Below are 18434 nucleotides of genomic sequence, written 5' to 3'. Positions count from 1 at the left end.
ATCGGTGTGGCGCCGTTTTCTATCCGAACGCCGTCTTCACCCTGGCCGCGCTTACCGTGGCGATCTCGTTGATGGCGGTGTCGATTTCCGCGTCGCGCCCCTGCGCCAGCCGCGCGCGGAACTCGCGCAGCACGCTGTTCATGTCGGCATGACGGACAAGGGCGACGATGAAGGGAAATCCGAACTTGTCGCGGTAGCGCGCGTTCAGGTCGGCAAGCTCGTCGCGGTGCGCGGTCCTGCCCGAGGTCAGGTTCAGGCGGCCCTGTTCCTGCTGCGACTCGGCCGTCATGGCCAGCGGATTGTCCGGTGCCAGTTCCGGGTGCGCCCGGAACAGCGCGATCCGGTCCGCCTCGCCGAGGTTCAGCAATTCGGCCCTGATCGCCTGGCAGAGATCCTCCGTGCTCGTGAAGGGGCGCCGCGCCGCGACCCGCCGGGCGATCGCCGGCGCCCGCTCGATCAGCGGCTCGACCAGATGGACGACCTCGTCCGGGTTGGCGCGATTGAGTTCACCGAGCTTGGTCATCTGCGAAAATCCCTTGGTAGGCTCGGGAAGGATAGGGTCAAGCAACATTGCCATCCATAGAATAATGCTGAGCCTCCCATTTCATAAATTGGAATGGCGAGGTGATACCCCGGTATTCTGGACGACCGACATCCATTCGCATTAGTCGAATGCCGACTTGCTTTTTTTGTCGTTGATGAAAATGCCCAGCCATGAGACCCAAGACACGAAAGGCGGCATGGCCCCTTCCGGGCCCGCATGCGCCGGCCGCAGGATGACGCGCGACGAAAGGACATCACGATGACCCCCGAGACCCGCCCGCAGCCGATCCGCTTCGTGCTCAACACCTTCTATTCCGGCCCGCAGGCCTGGTTCTTCCTGGCCGACGACAACGGCCATTTCCGCGACGAGGGACTGGATGTCCACTTCACCGAAGGCACCTCGCTCGCGCGGGCGGTGGAGTCGATGACGACGGGGAATTTCGACGTCGGCTACGGCGACCTGAACGAGTTGATCCGCATGCAGGCCGAAGGCGGCAAGGACACGCCGGTGGCGGTGATGACGATCCACAACCGCCCGCCCTACACGATCGCCGTGCCGACGGACGGCCCGGTGCGGACGGTCGCCGATCTTGCCGGCAGGAGGCTCGTCTCGCACCCGCAGGACGCGGCGCTTCTGCTCTTCCCGGAATTCTGCCGCGCCACCGGGCTCGATCCCGACAGCGTCGACATCACGATTTCCGAGGAAACCCATGTCGAACTGTCCAGGCAGATGATGGACGGCAAGTGGGACGGCATCTTCGGCTTCGTGAACACGATCAACTCCCAGGCGATCGAGGCGGGGATCGAACCGGCGACGGCGCTGCGCCACTTCACCTGGCACGAACACGTCCCCGCGCTTTACGGCGGCGCGGTGCTGGTCACGCGGCCGTTCCTTGCCGCGCATCCGCAGGCCGTGGCGGGGCTGGTGCGGGCGATCAACAAGGGGCTGAAGGACGCCATCGCCGATACCGACGCGGCCATCGAGGCCGTCGCCCGGCGCAACCCCGGCATCGACCGCAAGGCGAACCGGGAACGCCTGGTGGGCACGATCGGGCTGGAAATGGGCCATCCGGACGGGTTGCGGGACGGACTGGGCGATGCCGACGACGCGCGGCTTGCGGGGATCGCCCGACTGATCTGCGAGACGAAGGGCTACCCGGCGCCGCCGCCGCAACCGCACGAGATCTTCCGCCGCGAATTCCTGCCGCCGCAGGGCGAACGGGCGCGCGTGCCCGCCCGCTAGGCGCCGGCGCCGTCCGGGTCCGCGTGCTTGCGCAGGATGCCGACGGCGATCTCGGTGATCTTCCGCACCGTCTCGGACGCGGGGATCTGGACGTTCGAGATGACGGCGAAGTTCTGCTGAAACAGGTCGCTGTCACTGAGCGGCACGAACCGCAACTGGCCGGAACGCAGTTCCGGCCCGGCATCCAGTTCCGAGGTCACGGCGATGAACTGGCCGGTCAACACCAAGAGCTTCATCAGCTGGATGGAGTTCACCTCGACCGATTGCAGCGCCCGTTCGAACAGCCAGCCGTGGCGCACCTCGAGCAGCCGGCGGATCGACAGGGCCGTGCTCTGGAACACCGCCGGATGGGGCGCCAGTTCCTTCAGGGCGATCCTGTCCCGCCCCGCGACGGGGTGGCCGGGCACGGCGATGCAGCCCAGCCGGTAGTCGCGCTGCCAGTGAAAGATCAGGTCGTCGTCGGGCGCGGCATTCACCACCACCGCAAGATCGAAATCGCCGTTCAGCACGCCCTTCACCGCGTTGACCGGGCTCGTGACCTCGATCCGCGCGTGCACCCTGGGAAATTTCTCGGCCAGCACCCGCGACAGTTCCAGTGCGAAGCCGTTGACCATGCCATCCATCGCCGCGATGCGGACGTGACCGTATTCGATGCCGCGGTTCGCCTCGATCGTGGAGACCAGCCGCGTGCTGTCCAGCCGCCAGTCCCGCGCCAGATCGAGGATCATCTGCCCGGTGGGCGTCAGGCTCATCCCCTGGACGTCGCGCTCGAACAGCAACTCGCCCAGGGCATCCTCGAGCAGCTTGATCTGCCGGTGGATGGCCGAGGCGGAAATGCCGGTTTCCCGCGATGCCGCCTGGATGGAGCCGGTCTGCGCGACCCGTTCCAGATATTGGAGCGAGCGCGGCACGAGTTGGAACGACATGACGATGGCCCTGCTGTGGACGCGACGGGAAGGAGGCGCCGCCACGCTAGCAGAACGTTCTTAAAAAGCAAACGGCCGCTCCGGAATTATGGCATGGATTGGAACGGTTGGGCATGCAAGGCTGACCCCGAGCACGGTGTTCCGCCCCGGACCGCGCCGCCACTCAAGGAGACCGCCATGGACGCAAATCACCGCAACCCGCCCGCCGGGGGCATATCCATTCACGCCGTCGACATCGCCCGCGGCGTTCCTGCGGCCGGGCTCTGCGTCAGGCTCTTCCGGCTTGCCGACGGGCGGACCGAGATCGCCTCCGGCCGCTGCTCGGACGGCGGGCTGCTGCAGCATCCGGTCGCCGAGGGCGCGAATGTCCTGCGCGGGCTTTACGAGGTGGAGTTCGACATCGCGCAATACTACCGCGATGCCGGGATCGACATTCCCGATCCCGCATTCCTTGAGGTCGTGGTCTACCGCTTCGGTATCGACAGGGTGGGCGAGCATTTCCATCTGCCGATGAAATTCACGCCCTGGGGTTTTTCCCTGTTCCGCGGCGGCGCATGAGAGGGCGCACGGCGGTACCGATTCCCAAGGCGGCCGCGATATGGGTGGCAGCCAATGGAATCAAACGAATGAAAAGATACTATTTAATAATAATTATCAATTAGTTAGTGATAAGTTAATATTGCATTGAATATTCTGCATGCAGAATGCTAGAGTTTCACGATGAGATCAAGTCGGGTCGAAACTGCCTGCGGGCCGGCGGATCACAAAGACAGCGATCACTGTTCAATCGAGTGGAGGAGAAGATGAACAAGACCGTATCGGCCCTGGCGGGCATTGCCCTGTCGCTTTCGGCGCTGACCGCCGAGGCAGCGGAAAAGATCCGCGTGGCGGGCAATTTCGCCACCGAGCATTCGTCGAGCCAGGCCATGCAGCTCTTCAAGCAGGAGCTGGAGAAGCTTACCAACGGCGAGGTCGAGGTCGACATCTTTCCCGCGCAGCAGCTAGGCGGCGCGGCCGAGAACGTCCAGGCCGTCAAGATCGGCGCGGTCGAGCTGACCTGGGTCGGCACCGCCTATCTGACCCGCACCATCCCGGAGCTCGAGGCGATCGGCCTCCCGTTCCAGTTCCCGGACCGCGAAACCGCCTTCAAGGTCGTGGACGGCCCGGTCGGTGCCAAGCTGGACGAATTCCTCGCGAAGGAGAACTTCACCTCGCTCGGCTACATGGAGCTTGGCTTCCGCCAGCTGACCAACAATGTCCGCCCGGTCGAATCCGTCGCCGACATCGAAGGTCTCAAGATCCGGCTTCAGCCGAACGAGACGCACCTGGCCACCTTCCGCGCGCTCGGCGCCAACCCGGTGGCGATGGACGTCAAGGAACTCTACTCCGCGCTGGAGCAGGGCGTGATCGACGGTCAGGAGAACCCCTTCGCGATCATCGAGGTCGCGCGCTATTCGGAAGTGCAGAAGTACCTCTCGAACACCGGCCACTTCTTCGACTTCATCTCGGTCGTGGCGAACAAGGACCGGCTCGCCGCGCTCAGCCCCGAGCATCAGGAGGCGGTGCGCACCGCGATGTCGACCGCCATCGCCTTCCAGCGTGAACTGGCGGCAAAGCAGGACGCCGAGGCGCTGGCACGGCTGATCGAAAGCGGGATGACCTATTCCGAAGTCTCGCCGGAATTCGCGGCTGACCTGCGTGCCCGGACCGCCGATGTCGCGGCCTCCGTGCGCGATCGGATCGATCCTGAACTGTTCACCCTTGTCGAGGCGGAAACCGCCGCGGCGATGAACTGACGCCGGGCGGGGCGAGCGGACATGGAACGGGCTTTCGACATTCTTCTGTCATGGGTCGACGGGGCCGCTCGCCTCGTGCTGCTGGCCTGCATGAGCGTGATGATCGCCGTGGTCGCATCTCAGGTCTTCATGCGCTACGTGCTGAACAGTTCGATCGACTGGGCGGACGAAGTTTCGCGCCTCGCCTTCGTCTGGGCGATCTTCCTGGCGATCCCGCTGGGCATCCGCGAAGGGGCCCATGTCGGAATCGACCTGCTCACATCCCGGTTGCCGCGCGGCCTCGCGCGGCAGATCGGCCGGGTGATGCTGGGTCTGGCCTGCCTCCTGATGTGTGTCGTCGTCTATGAATCGACGATCGTCGCCGCCGAAACCTGGTCGGAGCGGCTTGGCGCCATCAACATTTCGTCCAGCTACTTCTTCGTCGCGGTGATCATCGGCTCGGCCCATGCCGCGCTGCACCTTGTCCATCTCGTGCTTCATCCGCTTGAGGAGCACGGGCCCGAATATCCCATCGATTGAGGTGAAGAGAAATGAGTCTCGTCGTCATACTGCTCTTTCTCGGCTTCGCCGCACTCGGAATGCCGCTGGCCTTTTCGCTTGGCGTCTCGGCGCTCGGGGGGCTGCTGCTGTCGGGTTTCGATCTCGCGGTGCTGCCGCCGCGGCTGATGAACTCGGTCAACTCGTTCCCGCTGATGTCGATCCCGCTTTTCATGGTCACCGGCGAACTGATGCTCAAGGCCGGGATCATGGACCGGCTCGTCGATTTCGCCAACGCCTTCGTCGGCCGGATGCGGGGCGGGCTGGCACAGGTGGCGCTGCTCTCCGGCGCGGGCCTGGCCTCGGTCTCCGGCGCGGCGGTCGCTGACGCGAGCGCGCTTTCCGCGACGCTCGTGCCCTCGCTCAAGAAGCAATACGGCCTTGGCTTCTCGACCGGCATCGTCGCCGCCGCCGCCAACCTCGGCCCGATCATCCCGCCGTCGGGGGCGATGATCGTCTATGCCTTCATGGCCGGGTCCAGCGTGTCTGTCGGCGGCATGTTCATGGCCGGCGTCGTTCCCGGCCTGATCCTGGTCTGCGTCCTGATGACGCTTTGCTGGCTGATCGCCTACAAGCGCGACTACCCGCTGGTCGGCGAAAAGGCGAGCCTGTCCAACATCCTCTACCAGCTGCGCCGTTCGTTCATCGTGTTCATGATGCCGGTCGTGGTCATCGGCGGTATTGTCGGCGGCGCCTTCACGCCGACCGAGGGGGCGGCGGTCGGCGTGATCTATGCGCTGCTGCTCGGCTTCTTCGTGACCCGGAAACTCACGCTTCACGACCTGCCTGAGGTGCTGCTCCAGGCGGCGAAGACCAGCGCCATCGTCGGAGCGATGATCGCCTATGCCTCGACCGTCACCTTCCTCTTCACCATCGACCTTCTGCCGATGAAGCTGGCCGGTCTGATGACGGGTATCACCGAGAGCCCGCTGATGTTCCTGGTGCTGGTCGCGCTGATGCTGATCGTCGTCGGCATGTTCCTGGAATCGAACGCCGCCTACATCATGCTGGTGCCGCTGTTCCACCCGATCGCGCTCACCTATGGCATCGACCCGCTGCACTTCGGCTTCCTCTTCGTGTTCAACCTGGTGATCGGCATGCTGACGCCGCCGGTCGGCGTGGTGCTGTTCGTTGTCTGCGGCATAACCGGGGTGAAGATGGGCGAGTTGGTGCGCGAAAGCTGGCCCTTCATCGCGGCGATGTATGTGCTCCTGGTGGTCTGCATGTTCGCGCCGGGGATCGTGACCTGGCTGCCCCACACGCTCGGCTACTGAATGGGCCGGGTCGCGGGGGCGTGAGATTCGGCTCTGTAGAAAGCGCGCAGTCATGTCGGCAGTATATGCTAAAAATAATAATTAGTATCAATGTGTTCCAGAAATAAAATTTTTTATTGCAAATGATGCATGCAATATTATCGTCGAGTTCTGAAACGGCTCAATGCTGAGGTACAATGATGGATCGCAAAAAGATCGGCCTGCTGACACCTTCCTCGAATACGATCATGGAGCCGCGGACGGCGGAGCTCCTGCACGATCTGCCGGAGGTTTCCGCGCATTTCGCGCGGTTCCGCGTCACCGAAATCTCGCTCGGCGAAGGCGCGATGAACCAGTTCAAGTTCACGCCGCAGCTTGAGGCGGCGGGGCTCCTGGCCGATGCGCTGGTCGACGTGATCAGCTGGGGCGGCACGTCCGGCGGCTGGGTCGGCGTCGAGAACGACCGCGAGCTGTGCCGCCATATCACCGAACAGACCGGCATCCCGGCATCGACATCGACGCTTGCCCTGCTGGCCGCGTTCAAGGCGCTGAACGTCCGCACCTTTGCCCTCGTCACGCCCTATCTCGACGAGATCCAGCGCCCGATCGTGCGGAACTTCGCCGGCGAGGGCTATGAATGCGTCGCCGAGCGCCATCTGGAGGACAAGGGCAACTACTCCTTCTCGGAATACGGCGAGGAGCAGATCGCGGGCATGGTGCGCGAAGTGGCCGAAGCAAAGCCCGACGCCATCGCCATCTACTGCACCAATTTCAACGGCACCCGCATCGCACCCGCGCTGGAACAGGACCTCGGTATTCCCGTCCTCGACAGCGTCGCGTTCACGCTCTGGCATGCCATGCTTCTGGCGGGCGCCGACACGTCGCGCCTGAACGAGCATGGGCGTCTCTTCTCGCTCGGTCTACCCGACTAGCGCGAAAGCAACGCGGCCGCTTCATGGCCGCATCAACCGATCTTCATCCATGGGAGGAATGTAATGAAGAAAATTTCCAGTTTTGCCGCTGCTGCGGCTGTTGCCCTGGCCAGCGGCAGCGCATTTGCGCAAAGCTACGAATTCAAGGCCCTGGGTCAGCCGGTCGCGACCGGCCTGATCCAGAAGAACGTCGAACAGCCGTTCTTCGAGAATTTCGCGGAGCGCACGGGCATCGACGCCAGTGTCGACTACAAGCCGCTCGACGTGACCGGCATCAAGGATACCGAGGAACTCCGCATCCTGAAGGGCGGGCTGTTCGACATCGTCTCGCTGCGGATGAGCCAGGTGTCGCGCGACGAGCCGACGATCCTCGGCCTCGACCTCGTCGGCCTCAACCCGGACTACGCCACCGGCCGCAAGACCATCGCCGCCTACGAGGCGAAGGTCGACGAACAGCTTCAGCAGAAGTTCAACACCAAGCTGCTCGGCGTCTGGCCCTTCGGCCCGCAGGTCCTGTTCTGCAAGCCCGAGATTTCCAAGCTGACCGACCTTCAGGGCAAGAAGGTGCGGGTCTACGACCAGAACCTCGCCAATTTCGTGTCCTCGGTCGGCGGCACGCCGGTTCCGATCGGCTTCCCGGACGTGCAGCAGTCGCTGGCGCGCGGCGTCGTCGATTGCGCGATCACCGGGCCGAGCTCGGCCAACTCGGCCGGCTGGCCGGAAGTGACCGAATACATGCTGCCGGTCGCCTTCCAGCTGGCGCTGAACGGCTACGGCATGAACCTCGACAAGTTCAACGCGATGTCGCCGGAGGACCAGCAGAAGCTGGAGGCGGGTTTCGACGCGCTGGTCGACGAGATCTGGTCCTACTCCGAAGAGCTGTTCGATGACGCCGTGCGCTGCAACGTGGGCGCGGACCCCTGCGAAACGGTCAAGAAGTACAGCCTGAAGCTCGTCGAGGTCAGTGACGAGGACCGGGCCATCATCGGCAACGCCGTCACCGAAGTCTCGTTCCCGACCTGGGCCGAGGTCTGCGATGCCCAGAATCCGACCTGCTCGGCGGACTGGAAAGAGACGGTCGGCGCCGTCCTCGCGAAATGACGGACATGCTTCACGGCGGGGCCCCAGCGGCCCCGTCCTCCGCAACCCGTTCGTCGACATCGCAGGGAGGGCTGACCATGGAAAGCTTTGCCAAGCTTGCCTCGCGTCTGTTCGGAATAGCACTGGTTGCGCTCTCGGCCTTCGTGTCGCTTGAGACGCTGTCGCGCAAGCTTTTCAACCACTCGTTCGAGGGCGCGGACGAACTCGGCGGCTACGTGCTCGCCGTCGGATCGAGCCTTGCCTTCGTCGTCGCGCTGATCGACCGCGCGCATATCCGCATCGACGTGCTTCACGGCCGGTTTCCGAAGTGGCTCCAGTCCACGATGGACTGGCTCTCCATCGTCTCGCTCGCGATTCTGGGTCTCTTCATGGTCTATGTCGGGCGGATCGTCGTCGTCGACACCCTTTCCTACGGAAGCACGGCGCCGACACCCTGGGCCACACCGCTGATCTATCCGCAAGCGGTCTGGTACGGCGCGCTGTGCCTGTTCGCGCTCTGCGCGATCTACCTCGCGGGCCGCGGAACGCTCCTGTTCCTCGGCGGACGCCTTGACGAGGTGTCGAAGCTCTTCCACCCGAAAGGGGCAATGGAGGAACTGGAAGAGGAGATGAGCGATCTCGAGCGCCGCTGACAACTGCCGCCGGTGCCGGAGGGCACCGGCCAAAGGGAGGAAATTTTATGGGCGTCGGCTCAGTCTTCGTGGGTTTCTTCAGCATGATGGGCTTCCTGCTGATGAGTTTCCCAATCGCCGTCATCATGGTGATCCTCGGGGTCATCGGCGGCGTGCTTCTCTACGGATGGCCCCTGCTCAACTCGATGGGTCCGGTCATCTGGGGCGTTCAGAACGAGAACATCCTGACCGCCATCCCGCTGTTCATCCTGCTCGGCGAGCTGCTGCTGAGAAGCGGCATCGCCGACCGGATGTACGGCACGCTGGCCCTGTGGCTCGGCCGGCTTCCGGGCGGGTTGCTGCACACCAACATCGGCTGCTGTTCGCTGTTCGCGGCCACCTCGGGGTCGTCGGTAGCTACCGCGGCGACGGTCGGGACGGTGGCGCTGCCGGCGCTGAAGGCGCATGGCTACAACCCGCGCCAGGCGCTTGGCTCACTCGCCGCCGGCGGCACGCTCGGCATCCTGATCCCGCCGAGCGTCAACCTGCTGATCTACGGCTCGCTGGCCAATGAATCGATCGGCCGGCTATTCATCGCCGGCATCGTTCCGGGCATCGCGCTGACGCTGGTCTTCATGGCCTATATCGCCGTCGAGTCCTTCTTCGTGAAGAACGACAACATGCGCGACGAAGGCGCCTCGGTCCCGCTCGACGTGAAGGTCCGCGCGCTGGTCCATCTGGTGCCGCCGTCGATCATCTTCGCCGTCGTCATGGGCTCGATCTATCTCGGGATCGCGACGCCGACCGAATCCGCGGCCCTCGGCGTGATCACGGCCATCGCCTTCGCCTGGCGCGAAGGCAAGGTCAGCCTCGAGTTCTTCGACAACTGCTTCCGGCAGACGGCGAAGACCACGGGCATGATCCTGCTGATCATCACCGCGGCCTTCATGCTGAACGTGACGCTGGCGCTGGGGGGCATCGCCCAGACCATGACCGAATGGGTGTCGTCCTTCGGCCTGTCGCCCTCGGGCCTGCTGATCGCGCTGATCGTCTTCTACCTCTTCCTCGGCATGTTCATGGATGTGCTGTCGATGCAGGTCCTGACGATCCCGGTGGCCCTGCCGATCGTGACCGCCGTCGGCATCGACCCGATCTGGTTCGGCATCTTCATCGTGCTGATGTGCGAACTTGGCATGATCACGCCGCCGGTCGGGATGAACCTTTACGTGGTCCAGGGCGTCCGCAAGGACGGCGGCCCCTTCAGCGACGTCGTCTACGGTGCGATCCCCTATGCAATCCTGATGGTTCTGTTCACGCTTCTCCTCATCGCAGTGCCCGAGATCGTCCTCTGGCTACCTAACTCGATGCTCGGTCACTGACGAAGAACCGGCCACAGGAAAAGGGCGGCCCGCTTGCAAGAGCGGGCCGCCCATCTCTTTTCGGGGTGGCGTACCGGCCGCGCGCCGGGCCGCCCTCAGGCCGGGAAGTCGGCCGAAACCGCGCCGATTCCGTCGATCCGGCCGCTGACCTTGCGGCCCCGGCGGATATAGGGAAGCCCGTTCAACGATCCGGTGATGACCACATGCCCGGGCCGCAGCCCGCCGCAGTGATTGCCGACCAGCCGCACCAGCGCCTCGAGGTTCCTGAACGCGTCACCGCCGGGAACGGGCGCTTGGCCATCAAGAAAGACCTCGTCGCCGAAACTCAGCCGCGCCCCGACCGTCCCGAGGTCGAGCCCCTGCCAGTCGCGCAGCTCGTCACCGATCACCAGCCCGCCGTTCAGCTGATTGTCGGCCAGCCGCAGCATGGGCGAGGCGCTTTCGGTGTCGGTCAGGCGCGTCTGCACGATCTCGATCGCGGCGACGACGGAGACCGCCTCGCGCAGCCGGTCGCTGAAGGCCGGGTCGGACGGGTCCGGCGGCGGCGCCAGGAAGCGGAAGCCGACCTCCAGCTCGATGCCGATCTCGGCATCGCCGTCGGCCGGAACCACGGCGCCGGAGTCGAAGATCCGGTCGGCGTAGATCGGCGCCATGATCACCGGCTGGCCCGGCTTGCAGGCCACCTTGAAGGCGCCGGCCGGCCCGAAATCCTCGTCCAGCAGGCGCTGCACCGCATAGGCCGTGGCCGCGTCGATTGCGCCGCCGGCCTCGATGCCGATGTCGAATTTGGGGCCGCCGTGATACGCGTCGCGCAGCCCTTGCGCGATGGTCCGCGCAAGGGCAGTTGGGTCGTGTTCCGTCATCGTCTCTCGCTGTAAGGGGTTGCAGGTATTTGATAATTTATACTATAAAGTCAAAACCATTGAAATCCAACAAATAACTCTTATCCTTACTTCCGATTGACCGAACCGCCGCGATGCAATGGGCGGTGCATCCCGGGATTGCAGAGATGGACGACAGTATCAGGACGCATCGTGGCCGCCGCTTGACCAGCCGTGGCAAGCTGATCATCAGCCGTCTGCCGCTGCACGAACAGGTCGCGGCCGAGTTGCGCGACATGATCGTGTCGGGCACGCTAGCGGCGGGTGACAAGGTGCCGGTGAACGACCTGGCGGCGGAACTGAACGTGTCCCTCACCCCGCTGCGTGAGGCGCTGAAGGTGCTGGCGGCCGAAAACCTGATCGAGTTGATGCCGAACCGCGGTGCACGGGTCGCGCCGATCTCAGTCGCGGGGACGCGCGACCTTTTCGAGGTCCTCGCCCGGCTGGAGGGGCTGGCCGCCGAACTGGCGGCGCGCAACATGACCGAAAAGCAGCTCGGCGAACTCGAAGGGCTGCACGAACGGATGCGCGGCCATCATGAACGCGGGGAAAAGAAGCCGTATTTCGCGCTGAACCGCCAGATTCACGACCTGATCGTCGCCTGTTCCGGCAACCAGATCCTGATCCAGACGCGGGCGCAACTGGCCCTGCGCGGCGAACAGGCGCGCTTCATCTCGGTCGAATCGGGCGCCCACCGGATGGAAGCGATCCAGGACCACGAAGACGTGATAGAGGCGCTGCGCCGGCGCGACGCGAAGGCGGCGCATGACATCTGGTACGGCCACATGATCCGCTCGGGCGAGGAGACCTGCCGCGTGCTGCGCGAGTGGGAAGAGACCCGCGCCGCGGCGCTGCGCAGCCCGGCCGGCTGAGGCGCCGGCCGGGCTGCAGTCATTCCCGCGCTCAGGCGGCCGCTTTCGCGGCCGTGGCGCTGATCTCTCCGGACAGGTAGTCCAGCGCCGCGCCCACGCCGCCGCGCGCATGCGGCACACCGGCGATCTTCAGCCCCATCTCGACGCCCGACAGCGTTCCCGCCAGCATCAGGTCGTTGAAGTCGCCGAGATGGCCGATGCGGAAGACGCGGTTGGCCAGGCGGCCAAGACCGTTGCCAAGCGACATGTTCAGCCGCTCGTGCACGACCTTGCGGAAGGCGTCGGCGGAGTGCCCCTCGGGCATCATCACGGCGGTCAGCGCGCCGGAGTAATGCTCGGGCGTGCGGCACAGCACCTCGAGCCCCCAGGCGTTCACCGCGCGGCGCGTCGCCTCGGCGTGGCGCTGGTGGCGCGCGAAGATCGCGTCGAGCCCTTCCTTCTGCATCCGCTCGATGGCCACGACCAGTCCATAGAGCAGGTTGGTCGAGGGCGTATAGGGAAAATAGCCGGTGCGGTTCGCGGCGAACATCTCGTCCCACGACCAGAAGGAGCGCGGCAGCGCCGCCTGATCGGACGCCGCCCGCGCCTTGGCGCTGACCGCGTTGAATGACAGGCCAGGCGGCAGCATCAGACCCTTCTGCGAGCCGCCGATCGTGACGTCGACACCCCATTCGTCGTGGCGGTAATCGATCGACCCGAGGGACGAAATCGTATCGACCATCAGAAGCGCCGGATGGCCAACCGAGTCGATCGCCGCGCGCACGCCGGCAATGTCCGAGGTGCAGCCGGTCGAGGTCTCGTTATGGACGACGCAGACGGCCTTGATGCTGTGGCCGTCGTCCTGGCGCAGACGCTCGGCAATGGCGGCGATGTCGGCGCCGGTCCGCCAATCGGTCGGAATGATCTCGGGCTCCAGCCCAAGGCGCGTCGCCAGCCGGTGCCAGAGCCAGGCGAAATGCCCGGTCTCGCACATGAGGACGCGGTCGCCCGCCGACAGCGTGTTGACCAGCGCCGCCTCCCAGGCGCCGGTGCCCGAGGCCGGATAGATCACCACGTCGGCCGCGGTCTTGAAGACCCATTTCATCCCCGAAAGCGCCCTGAGCCCGAGGTCGCCGAATTCGGGGCTGCGATGGTCCATCGTCGGATGGTCGATGGCCCGCAGCACATCGTCGGGAACATTGGTCGGGCCAGGGATCTGAAGGAAGTGCCGTCCCGGTTTGTGCATAGGAGTCTCCAAAGCAAGGTAATAACATTAGTATTGAGTAGGTTAGATATGAATTAATAAAAAATCAACTTCCGAAGGCGAACCTTCGGAAGTGACAGAATCCCCCTGTTTTCAAGGAGATCGGGGAAAGTGCGTCAGATCAGGCCGGACACGTCGCGGGCGCAATAGGCGCCATCGCCCTTCGCGCCGACCACTTCGCCGTCCTCGGCGATGATTCGGCCCCGCAGGATGGTCTTCACCGGCCAGCCCTTCACCTGCATCCCTTCATAGGGCGTGTAGTCGGGGCCGTGGTGCAGGATCTGCTGGCTGATCGTGACTTCCTTCTCGGGGTCCCAGAGCGTGATGTCCGCGTCGCCCCCGACGGTGATGGAGCCCTTGCGGGGATAAAGCCCGTAAAGCCGTGCCGGATTGGTGGCGGTCAGCTGAACGAAGCGTTCGGCGCTGATCCGGCCCTTGCTGACACCTTCCGAGAACAGGATCGGAAGGCGCGTCTCGACGCCCGGAATGCCGTTCGGAACCCATTTGAACGAGGTCCGCGCCCTGGGGTTGTTCTTGCCGGTGTCGTTCGGACCGTCAAACCGGAACGGCGCGTGGTCGGACGAGAAGATGTCGAAGGTGCCGTCCCGGAGCCCTTCCCAGATCGCCTCCTGGTTCGCGGCGTCGCGCGGCGGCGGCGAGCAGACGTACTTGGCGCCCTCGAAGTCCATGTTCAGACCCTTCAGGTCATCGGCAGTCAGCGCGATGTATTGCGGGCAGGTCTCGGCGAAGACCTTGAGGTTCTTCTTCCGCGCCCACTGGATCTGCTCCATCGGTTCGCGGCCCGAGACATGGACGATCACGATCGGCAGGTCGGTGATCTGGGCGTGGCTGATGGCGCGGTGCGTGGCCTCACGCTCGGCCACCATCGAATGGGCGACGGCGTGGTAATAGGGCGCGGTCTTGCCGGATTCCTCCAGCCGGCGGGCGACATGCTTGATCGCGTCATGGCCTTCGGCATGGACCATGACCAGCGCGCGTTCGCGCCGGGCGACCTCGAACACGTCCAGAAGTTCGCTGTCGGTCAGCATCAGATCCTCGTAGGTCATGAAGACCTTGAACGAGGTGTAGCCGTCCTGGATCAGCGCCGGCAGTTCCTGACCGAGGACCTGCGGCGTCGGGTCGGTGACGATGAGGTGGAAGGAGACGTCGACATAGCAGTTGCCGTCGGCCTTCTTGTGATACTCCATCACGCTCTGGCGCAGCGACTTGCCCTTTTCCTGCAGCGCGAAGGGCAGGACCGTCGTGGTGCCGCCGGCCGCCGCCGACCGCGTGCCCGAGGCGAAATCGTCGGCCATCACGGTGCCGTCGCCGGTCGGCTGTTCGAAATGCACATGGGCGTCGATGCCGCCCGGCATGACCAGAAGGCCGGTCGCGTCGATTTCCTCGGCGGCGCCCTCGATGCGTTCGGCGATCTCAACGACGAGGCCGCCGCGCACGCCGATATCGGCCTTGAAGCGGTCCGCCGCCGTCACGATGGTGCCGCCGCGAATGGCAAGGTCATAGGCGTTGGTCACAGTCGTCCTCCATGTCAGTGTCCGGCGCGTTCCGCGCCTGCGGCGGAACGCGCGGGGTGGTTTTGCTCAGGCCCTGGCCAGGTCCGGGAAGGACCAGCCCGGCCCCGCCGCCTCGAACTCGGCGGCGAGATCCAGAAGGGTCTCTTCGGCGAAGAGATCGCCGACCAGCTGGAACCCGACCGGCATGCCGGTCGCGTCGGGCTCCGCCGGCACGTTGAGGCCCGGAAGCCCGGCCGCATTCACCCAGCCGGTATAGATCGCATGCCCGCGCGGACCGACCGGAATCCCGTCGATCTCGGGCGGGAAGCCCTGATCGGCGGGCCAGGGCTGCGCCGCCGCCGAGGGCGTCATGATGATGTCCCAGGTCCCGAAGAAGGCCGAGGCCGCCGCGCGCAGCTTCCTGACCTCTTCGATGGCGGCGAAAAGCTCGGCCGCCGGCACCTTGGCGCCGTCCTCGGCCATGCCGAGATATTTCGCGGCCGCCTTGGTCATGCGCGGGTTGGTGGCCTTCATATAGGCAAGGCCGACCTGCCCGAACTTCGGCCAGAAGGCGTTCAGCGCATCGAGGTCGAAGGGCATCGCGCCCGTCTCGACATGATGCCCGAGGTCGGCCAGCTTGTGCGCCGCCGCGCCGACCGAGGCCCGGATCGCCGCCGCGCAGGGATTGTCGCCGAGCGTTTCGACATAGAGGATGCGCAGTCTGCGCCCGTCCGCCTTGATCCGCGGCGCGAAGCGCGACACCGGATCGCGGCGGTCGGGTCCGGCCAGCACGTCGAAGAGATGGCGCTGGTCCTCGACCGAACGGGTGAGCGTGCCGAACACCTCGAAATCCAGAAGAACCTGCGGCAGGCCGCCCGCCCGCGGGATCGCGCCGATGGTTGGCTTCAGGCCGTAAAGGCCGGTATGGCCGGCCGGCCGGCGGGTGGAGCCGCCACCATCGGTGCCGAGACCCGCCGCCGCTAGGCCCGCCGCGACCGCCGCGACCGAGCCGCCGGACGAACCGCCGGGCGTCAGCGCCGGGTTCCAGGGGTTGCCGGTGACGCCGAAGGTCTCGCTGGCGGTGAACCCCTCGACGGCGAATTCCGGCGTGTTGGTCTTGCCGATGAAAAGGGCGCCGGCGGCGCGCAGCCGTGCGATCGGCAACTCGTCCGCCTCACAGACCGTATCCGCGAAGACCCGGCTGCCCCAAGCCGCCGGCATGCCGGCGACGGCAAGGTTGTCCTTGACGGCAAGAGGCACGCCTTCGAGCGGCGACCGCGCGCGGCCGGTCCGCAGCCGCTCGGCGCTGTCCGCCGCCGCGGCCTCCAGCCCCGGATCGAGGCGGTTATAGGCGTTCAGCTGCGGGTCGATCCGCGCGATCCGCTCGGTCAGACAGCGCGTGACCTCGATCGGGTCGGTGGTGCCGTCGCGGTAGGCCCGCGAAAGGGCCGCGACACCGGCCTGCCAGTGTTCGTTCATTCCATACCTCTCAATCGGCGTTGCTCAGGACCAAGGCCGGTGGGCGATGCGGGCGGCAAGCGCGGGGTGGATTCCGATCGACTCCTTCGCGCCGGGGCGGCGGAAGCTTCCGGCCTCGGCGCTGCGCGGGTTCAGGGCGATCAGCGCTTCGGCCTGTTTCACCGCCGCCGCGGCACAGTCGACGACCGGCACCGGGATGCGGTCGCGGACCTTCGCCGCCAGCCCGGCCAGCGGCGCGCCGGCCAGGACCACGACATCGGCCTCGTCCTCCGCGACCGCACGGTTGGCGAGATCGACGAGCAGCGACTCCTTCTCCTCCTGCACCTCGGTGATGGAACGGAACGTGCTGTCGAGCATGCGGATGCCGGCGCAGCGGCTTTCCAGCCTGTGCCAGGCGACGCATTCGCGGTACCAGGGGCCAAGCGCCTGGGCGAAGGTGACGATGGCGAAGCGGCCGCCCAGCATGCAGGCGGTCAGCATTCCCGCCTCCGACATGCCGACGATCGGAATGTCGAACAATTCGCGCGCCGCACCCAGCCCGGGATCGCCGAAGGCGGCGACGATGGCGGCGTCGTAGTCCTGGTGCCGTTCCGCCAGGATCTCCAGCGCGCAGAGACCGCCGACCAGCGCCTCGGAGCGGGTGGAGATGTAGGGAACGCCGCGCGGCGCCGTGGCGCAGTCGACGGTCGTGCCCGCCGCCGCCGCGCCGCGCGCGGCCGCGGCCAGCCGGTCGGTCAGGCCCTCGGAGGTGTTGGGGTTGATCAGCAATACGCGCATCGCACGGGTCTCACTTATAGCAGGGAAGGCAGGAACATCGCGATCGGCTTCACGTAGGTCACGATGAGCACGATCAGGAATTCCAGGATGACGAAGGGGATCGCGTAGCGGGCGGCGGTGGCGAAGGGCACGCCGCCGAGTTGCGAGGCGAGGTAGAGGCCGACACCGACCGGCGGCGTCAGGTGCGCCATCGACAGGTTCACCGTCAGCACCGCGCCGAAGTGGACGAGGTCGAAGCCAATCGCCTCCAGCGTCGGCTTGAACAGCGGCACCAGAAGGTACATCGCCGCGATCGGTTCGAGGAAGGCGCCGACGACCAGAAGGATGACGTTGAAGAAGAGAAGGATCAGGACGGAATTGCCCCCGGAGGCCGACAGGACGGCCTCGTTCAGCCGCGTGGCGAGGCCCTGGGTCTGCATGATCCAGCCGTAGACCGCCGAGGTGGCGATGATCAGGACGATGACGCCGATGGTGCGGCCGCTGTCGAACAGCACGTCGGGCAGCGCCTTGATCGGGATGGCGCGGTAGACCAGCCGGTCGATGATGAAGAGGTAGACGACCGCCACCGCCGCGGCCTCGGTCGCGGTGAAGATGCCGGTATAGATGCCGCCGAGGATGATCACCGGCGCCATCAGGCCCCAGAACGCATCCTTCACCGCGGCGACGAAGTTCGCCATCGTGCGCGGTTCCAGCGTGGCGCCGGCATAGCCGCGCTTCCACGACACGGCGAGCACGTAGGTGCCGAGGATGACGAGCATGACCATGCCCGGCCCGACGCCGGCGGCGAAAAGCTTCGGGATCGAGGTCTCGGTCACGACGCCGTAGATGATGAAGCCGATCGACGGCGGAATGACGACGCCGAAGGTGCAGCCGGCGGCGACGCAGGCCACGGCGAAGGCGCGCGGATAGCCGCGTTCCGCCATCGGCTTGACGAGGAAGCTCAGCGCCGCGACGGTCGCGATGTTGGAGCCCGACATCGACGCCAGGACGGCGCCCGTGACCAGAACGGTCAGCGCGAGGCCGCCCGGCAGCGGGCCGACGATCAGCTCGGCGACCCGGACCAGCTTGTTGGCGATCCCGGTGCGGGTGATCATGTTCCCCGCCACGATGAAGAGCGGGGTCGCCAGCAGCGGGAACGAGTCGAGCGAGCCGGAGAAGACATAGGGCACGACGCTGAGCGGGCCGGCGTCGAAGACGACGAACGCCGTGAGTCCGGCGATGCCGATGGCCGCGAAGACCGGGAAGTTCAGGGCCAGCAGGCCGAAGAAGATGAACAGCCCAATGATCGCAGGATTGGTGAGAAGGTCCATTGCGAAAGCCTCGTGCCAGGGTGGGGCGCTATGATGC

The 18434-nt window shown here is 65.6% G+C and carries 18 protein-coding genes; 10 read left to right on the top strand and 8 right to left on the bottom strand.

Translation table 11 applies throughout. From position 1 onward, the window contains the following. Positions 1 to 19: 19 nt before the first annotated feature. Positions 20 to 523 (bottom strand): 2-oxo-4-hydroxy-4-carboxy-5-ureidoimidazoline decarboxylase, encoded by a 504-nt coding sequence (gene uraD / locus V5734_RS00560; RefSeq protein ID WP_347309586.1) that lies wholly within the window; start codon positions 521 to 523, stop codon positions 20 to 22. Positions 524 to 802: 279 nt separating this feature from the next. On the opposite strand from uraD, the gene V5734_RS00555 reads away from it, so the two are divergent. Beyond that, positions 803 to 1786 carry an ABC transporter substrate-binding protein gene (locus V5734_RS00555; protein WP_347309585.1) on the top strand — a complete coding sequence of 328 codons (984 nt, stop codon included), beginning with the start codon at positions 803 to 805 and terminating at the stop codon, positions 1784 to 1786. Here the strand turns inward: V5734_RS00555 and V5734_RS00550 are convergent. Beyond that, positions 1783 to 2712, bottom strand: a complete 930-nt coding sequence (locus tag V5734_RS00550; RefSeq protein ID WP_347309584.1) for a LysR family transcriptional regulator — start codon at positions 2710 to 2712, stop codon at positions 1783 to 1785. The two genes, V5734_RS00555 and V5734_RS00550, sit on opposite strands and share 4 nt — an antisense overlap. Before the next feature lie 177 nt (positions 2713 to 2889). Here V5734_RS00550 and V5734_RS00545 point away from each other — a divergent pair, with 177 nt between their 5' ends. The 8 genes from V5734_RS00545 (at position 2890) to V5734_RS00510 (ending at position 10321) form a co-directional block, all read left to right on the top strand. Beyond that, positions 2890 to 3270: a hydroxyisourate hydrolase gene (locus V5734_RS00545; protein ID WP_347309583.1), complete on the top strand. Its 381-nt coding sequence runs from the start codon at positions 2890 to 2892 to the stop codon at positions 3268 to 3270. A gap of 245 nt (positions 3271 to 3515) precedes the next feature. Beyond that, complete coding sequence (locus V5734_RS00540; RefSeq protein ID WP_347309582.1) at positions 3516 to 4508, top strand: TRAP transporter substrate-binding protein; 993 nt, start codon at positions 3516 to 3518, stop codon at positions 4506 to 4508. A gap of 21 nt (positions 4509 to 4529) precedes the next feature. After that, complete coding sequence (locus tag V5734_RS00535; RefSeq protein ID WP_347309581.1) at positions 4530 to 5027, top strand: TRAP transporter small permease; 498 nt, start codon at positions 4530 to 4532, stop codon at positions 5025 to 5027. An 11-nt stretch (positions 5028 to 5038) separates the two neighbouring features. Beyond that, the gene (locus V5734_RS00530) at positions 5039 to 6319 is read left to right on the top strand and encodes a TRAP transporter large permease (RefSeq protein ID WP_347309580.1); all 1281 of its coding nucleotides are present in this window, start codon (positions 5039 to 5041) and stop codon (positions 6317 to 6319) included. 176 nt (positions 6320 to 6495) lie between these two features. Further along, the gene (locus V5734_RS00525) at positions 6496 to 7230 is read left to right on the top strand and encodes a maleate cis-trans isomerase family protein (protein WP_347309579.1); all 735 of its coding nucleotides are present in this window, start codon (positions 6496 to 6498) and stop codon (positions 7228 to 7230) included. A 63-nt stretch (positions 7231 to 7293) separates the two neighbouring features. Next, positions 7294 to 8331 carry a TRAP transporter substrate-binding protein gene (locus tag V5734_RS00520; protein WP_347309578.1) on the top strand — a complete coding sequence of 346 codons (1038 nt, stop codon included), beginning with the start codon at positions 7294 to 7296 and terminating at the stop codon, positions 8329 to 8331. Between the two features lie 77 nt (positions 8332 to 8408). Then, positions 8409 to 8963, top strand: coding sequence for a TRAP transporter small permease subunit (locus V5734_RS00515; protein ID WP_347309577.1), 555 nt, complete (start codon positions 8409 to 8411; stop codon positions 8961 to 8963). A gap of 47 nt (positions 8964 to 9010) precedes the next feature. Next, positions 9011 to 10321 carry a TRAP transporter large permease gene (locus V5734_RS00510; RefSeq protein WP_347309576.1) on the top strand — a complete coding sequence of 437 codons (1311 nt, stop codon included), beginning with the start codon at positions 9011 to 9013 and terminating at the stop codon, positions 10319 to 10321. Between the two features lie 95 nt (positions 10322 to 10416). Here V5734_RS00510 and V5734_RS00505 read toward each other — a convergent pair whose 3' ends face one another. Next, positions 10417 to 11184, bottom strand: a complete 768-nt coding sequence (locus tag V5734_RS00505) for a 2-keto-4-pentenoate hydratase (RefSeq protein ID WP_347309575.1) — start codon at positions 11182 to 11184, stop codon at positions 10417 to 10419. A gap of 146 nt (positions 11185 to 11330) precedes the next feature. Between V5734_RS00505 and V5734_RS00500 the strand changes: the two genes are divergently transcribed. Next, positions 11331 to 12074 carry a GntR family transcriptional regulator gene (locus V5734_RS00500; RefSeq protein WP_347309574.1) on the top strand — a complete coding sequence of 248 codons (744 nt, stop codon included), beginning with the start codon at positions 11331 to 11333 and terminating at the stop codon, positions 12072 to 12074. Positions 12075 to 12105: 31 nt separating this feature from the next. Here V5734_RS00500 and V5734_RS00495 read toward each other — a convergent pair whose 3' ends face one another. The 5 genes from V5734_RS00495 to V5734_RS00475 all read right to left on the bottom strand — a co-directional run bounded on the left by V5734_RS00495 (position 12106) and on the right by V5734_RS00475 (position 18397). Further along, a complete protein-coding gene (locus tag V5734_RS00495; protein WP_347309573.1) occupies positions 12106 to 13299 on the bottom strand; it encodes a pyridoxal-phosphate-dependent aminotransferase family protein in 1194 nt (397 codons plus the stop codon). A 134-nt stretch (positions 13300 to 13433) separates the two neighbouring features. Beyond that, positions 13434 to 14852 (bottom strand): dihydropyrimidinase, encoded by a 1419-nt coding sequence (hydA, locus tag V5734_RS00490; RefSeq protein WP_347309572.1) that lies wholly within the window; start codon positions 14850 to 14852, stop codon positions 13434 to 13436. Between the two features lie 66 nt (positions 14853 to 14918). Further along, on the bottom strand, positions 14919 to 16310 hold the full coding sequence (locus V5734_RS00485; protein WP_347309571.1) for an amidase: 1392 nt from the start codon (positions 16308 to 16310) through the stop codon (positions 14919 to 14921). A 24-nt stretch (positions 16311 to 16334) separates the two neighbouring features. Continuing rightward, positions 16335 to 17087 (bottom strand): aspartate/glutamate racemase family protein, encoded by a 753-nt coding sequence (locus tag V5734_RS00480; RefSeq protein ID WP_347309570.1) that lies wholly within the window; start codon positions 17085 to 17087, stop codon positions 16335 to 16337. Positions 17088 to 17101: 14 nt separating this feature from the next. Continuing rightward, on the bottom strand, positions 17102 to 18397 hold the full coding sequence (locus V5734_RS00475; protein WP_347309569.1) for a TRAP transporter large permease: 1296 nt from the start codon (positions 18395 to 18397) through the stop codon (positions 17102 to 17104). Between the last annotated feature and the right edge of the window lie 37 nt (positions 18398 to 18434).

The sequence above is a fragment of the Defluviimonas sp. SAOS-178_SWC genome, from assembly GCF_039830135.1.
Lineage (GTDB): Bacteria > Pseudomonadota > Alphaproteobacteria > Rhodobacterales > Rhodobacteraceae > Albidovulum.
The sequence above is the reverse complement of the archived record's forward strand: the minus strand, read 5'-3'. Positions and strand labels throughout refer to the sequence as shown.

What these genes read in the sequence shown, in the direction of transcription:
- V5734_RS00550 (WP_347309584.1), bottom strand. Translation starts at nt 2,712, where the DNA reads ATGTCGTTCCAACTCGTGCCGCGCTCGCTCCAATATCTGGAACGGGTC.
- V5734_RS00525 (WP_347309579.1), top strand. Translation starts at nt 6,496, where the DNA reads ATGATGGATCGCAAAAAGATCGGCCTGCTGACACCTTCCTCGAATACG.
- V5734_RS00520 (WP_347309578.1), top strand. Translation starts at nt 7,294, where the DNA reads ATGAAGAAAATTTCCAGTTTTGCCGCTGCTGCGGCTGTTGCCCTGGCC.
- V5734_RS00500 (WP_347309574.1), top strand. Translation starts at nt 11,331, where the DNA reads ATGGACGACAGTATCAGGACGCATCGTGGCCGCCGCTTGACCAGCCGT.
- V5734_RS00555 (WP_347309585.1), top strand. Translation starts at nt 803, where the DNA reads ATGACCCCCGAGACCCGCCCGCAGCCGATCCGCTTCGTGCTCAACACC.
- V5734_RS00530 (WP_347309580.1), top strand. Translation starts at nt 5,039, where the DNA reads ATGAGTCTCGTCGTCATACTGCTCTTTCTCGGCTTCGCCGCACTCGGA.
- V5734_RS00515 (WP_347309577.1), top strand. Translation starts at nt 8,409, where the DNA reads ATGGAAAGCTTTGCCAAGCTTGCCTCGCGTCTGTTCGGAATAGCACTG.
- V5734_RS00475 (WP_347309569.1), bottom strand. Translation starts at nt 18,397, where the DNA reads ATGGACCTTCTCACCAATCCTGCGATCATTGGGCTGTTCATCTTCTTC.
- V5734_RS00480 (WP_347309570.1), bottom strand. Translation starts at nt 17,087, where the DNA reads ATGCGCGTATTGCTGATCAACCCCAACACCTCCGAGGGCCTGACCGAC.
- V5734_RS00545 (WP_347309583.1), top strand. Translation starts at nt 2,890, where the DNA reads ATGGACGCAAATCACCGCAACCCGCCCGCCGGGGGCATATCCATTCAC.
- uraD (WP_347309586.1), bottom strand. Translation starts at nt 523, where the DNA reads ATGACCAAGCTCGGTGAACTCAATCGCGCCAACCCGGACGAGGTCGTC.
- V5734_RS00485 (WP_347309571.1), bottom strand. Translation starts at nt 16,310, where the DNA reads ATGAACGAACACTGGCAGGCCGGTGTCGCGGCCCTTTCGCGGGCCTAC.
- V5734_RS00510 (WP_347309576.1), top strand. Translation starts at nt 9,011, where the DNA reads ATGGGCGTCGGCTCAGTCTTCGTGGGTTTCTTCAGCATGATGGGCTTC.
- V5734_RS00535 (WP_347309581.1), top strand. Translation starts at nt 4,530, where the DNA reads ATGGAACGGGCTTTCGACATTCTTCTGTCATGGGTCGACGGGGCCGCT.
- V5734_RS00540 (WP_347309582.1), top strand. Translation starts at nt 3,516, where the DNA reads ATGAACAAGACCGTATCGGCCCTGGCGGGCATTGCCCTGTCGCTTTCG.
- V5734_RS00495 (WP_347309573.1), bottom strand. Translation starts at nt 13,299, where the DNA reads ATGCACAAACCGGGACGGCACTTCCTTCAGATCCCTGGCCCGACCAAT.
- V5734_RS00505 (WP_347309575.1), bottom strand. Translation starts at nt 11,184, where the DNA reads ATGACGGAACACGACCCAACTGCCCTTGCGCGGACCATCGCGCAAGGG.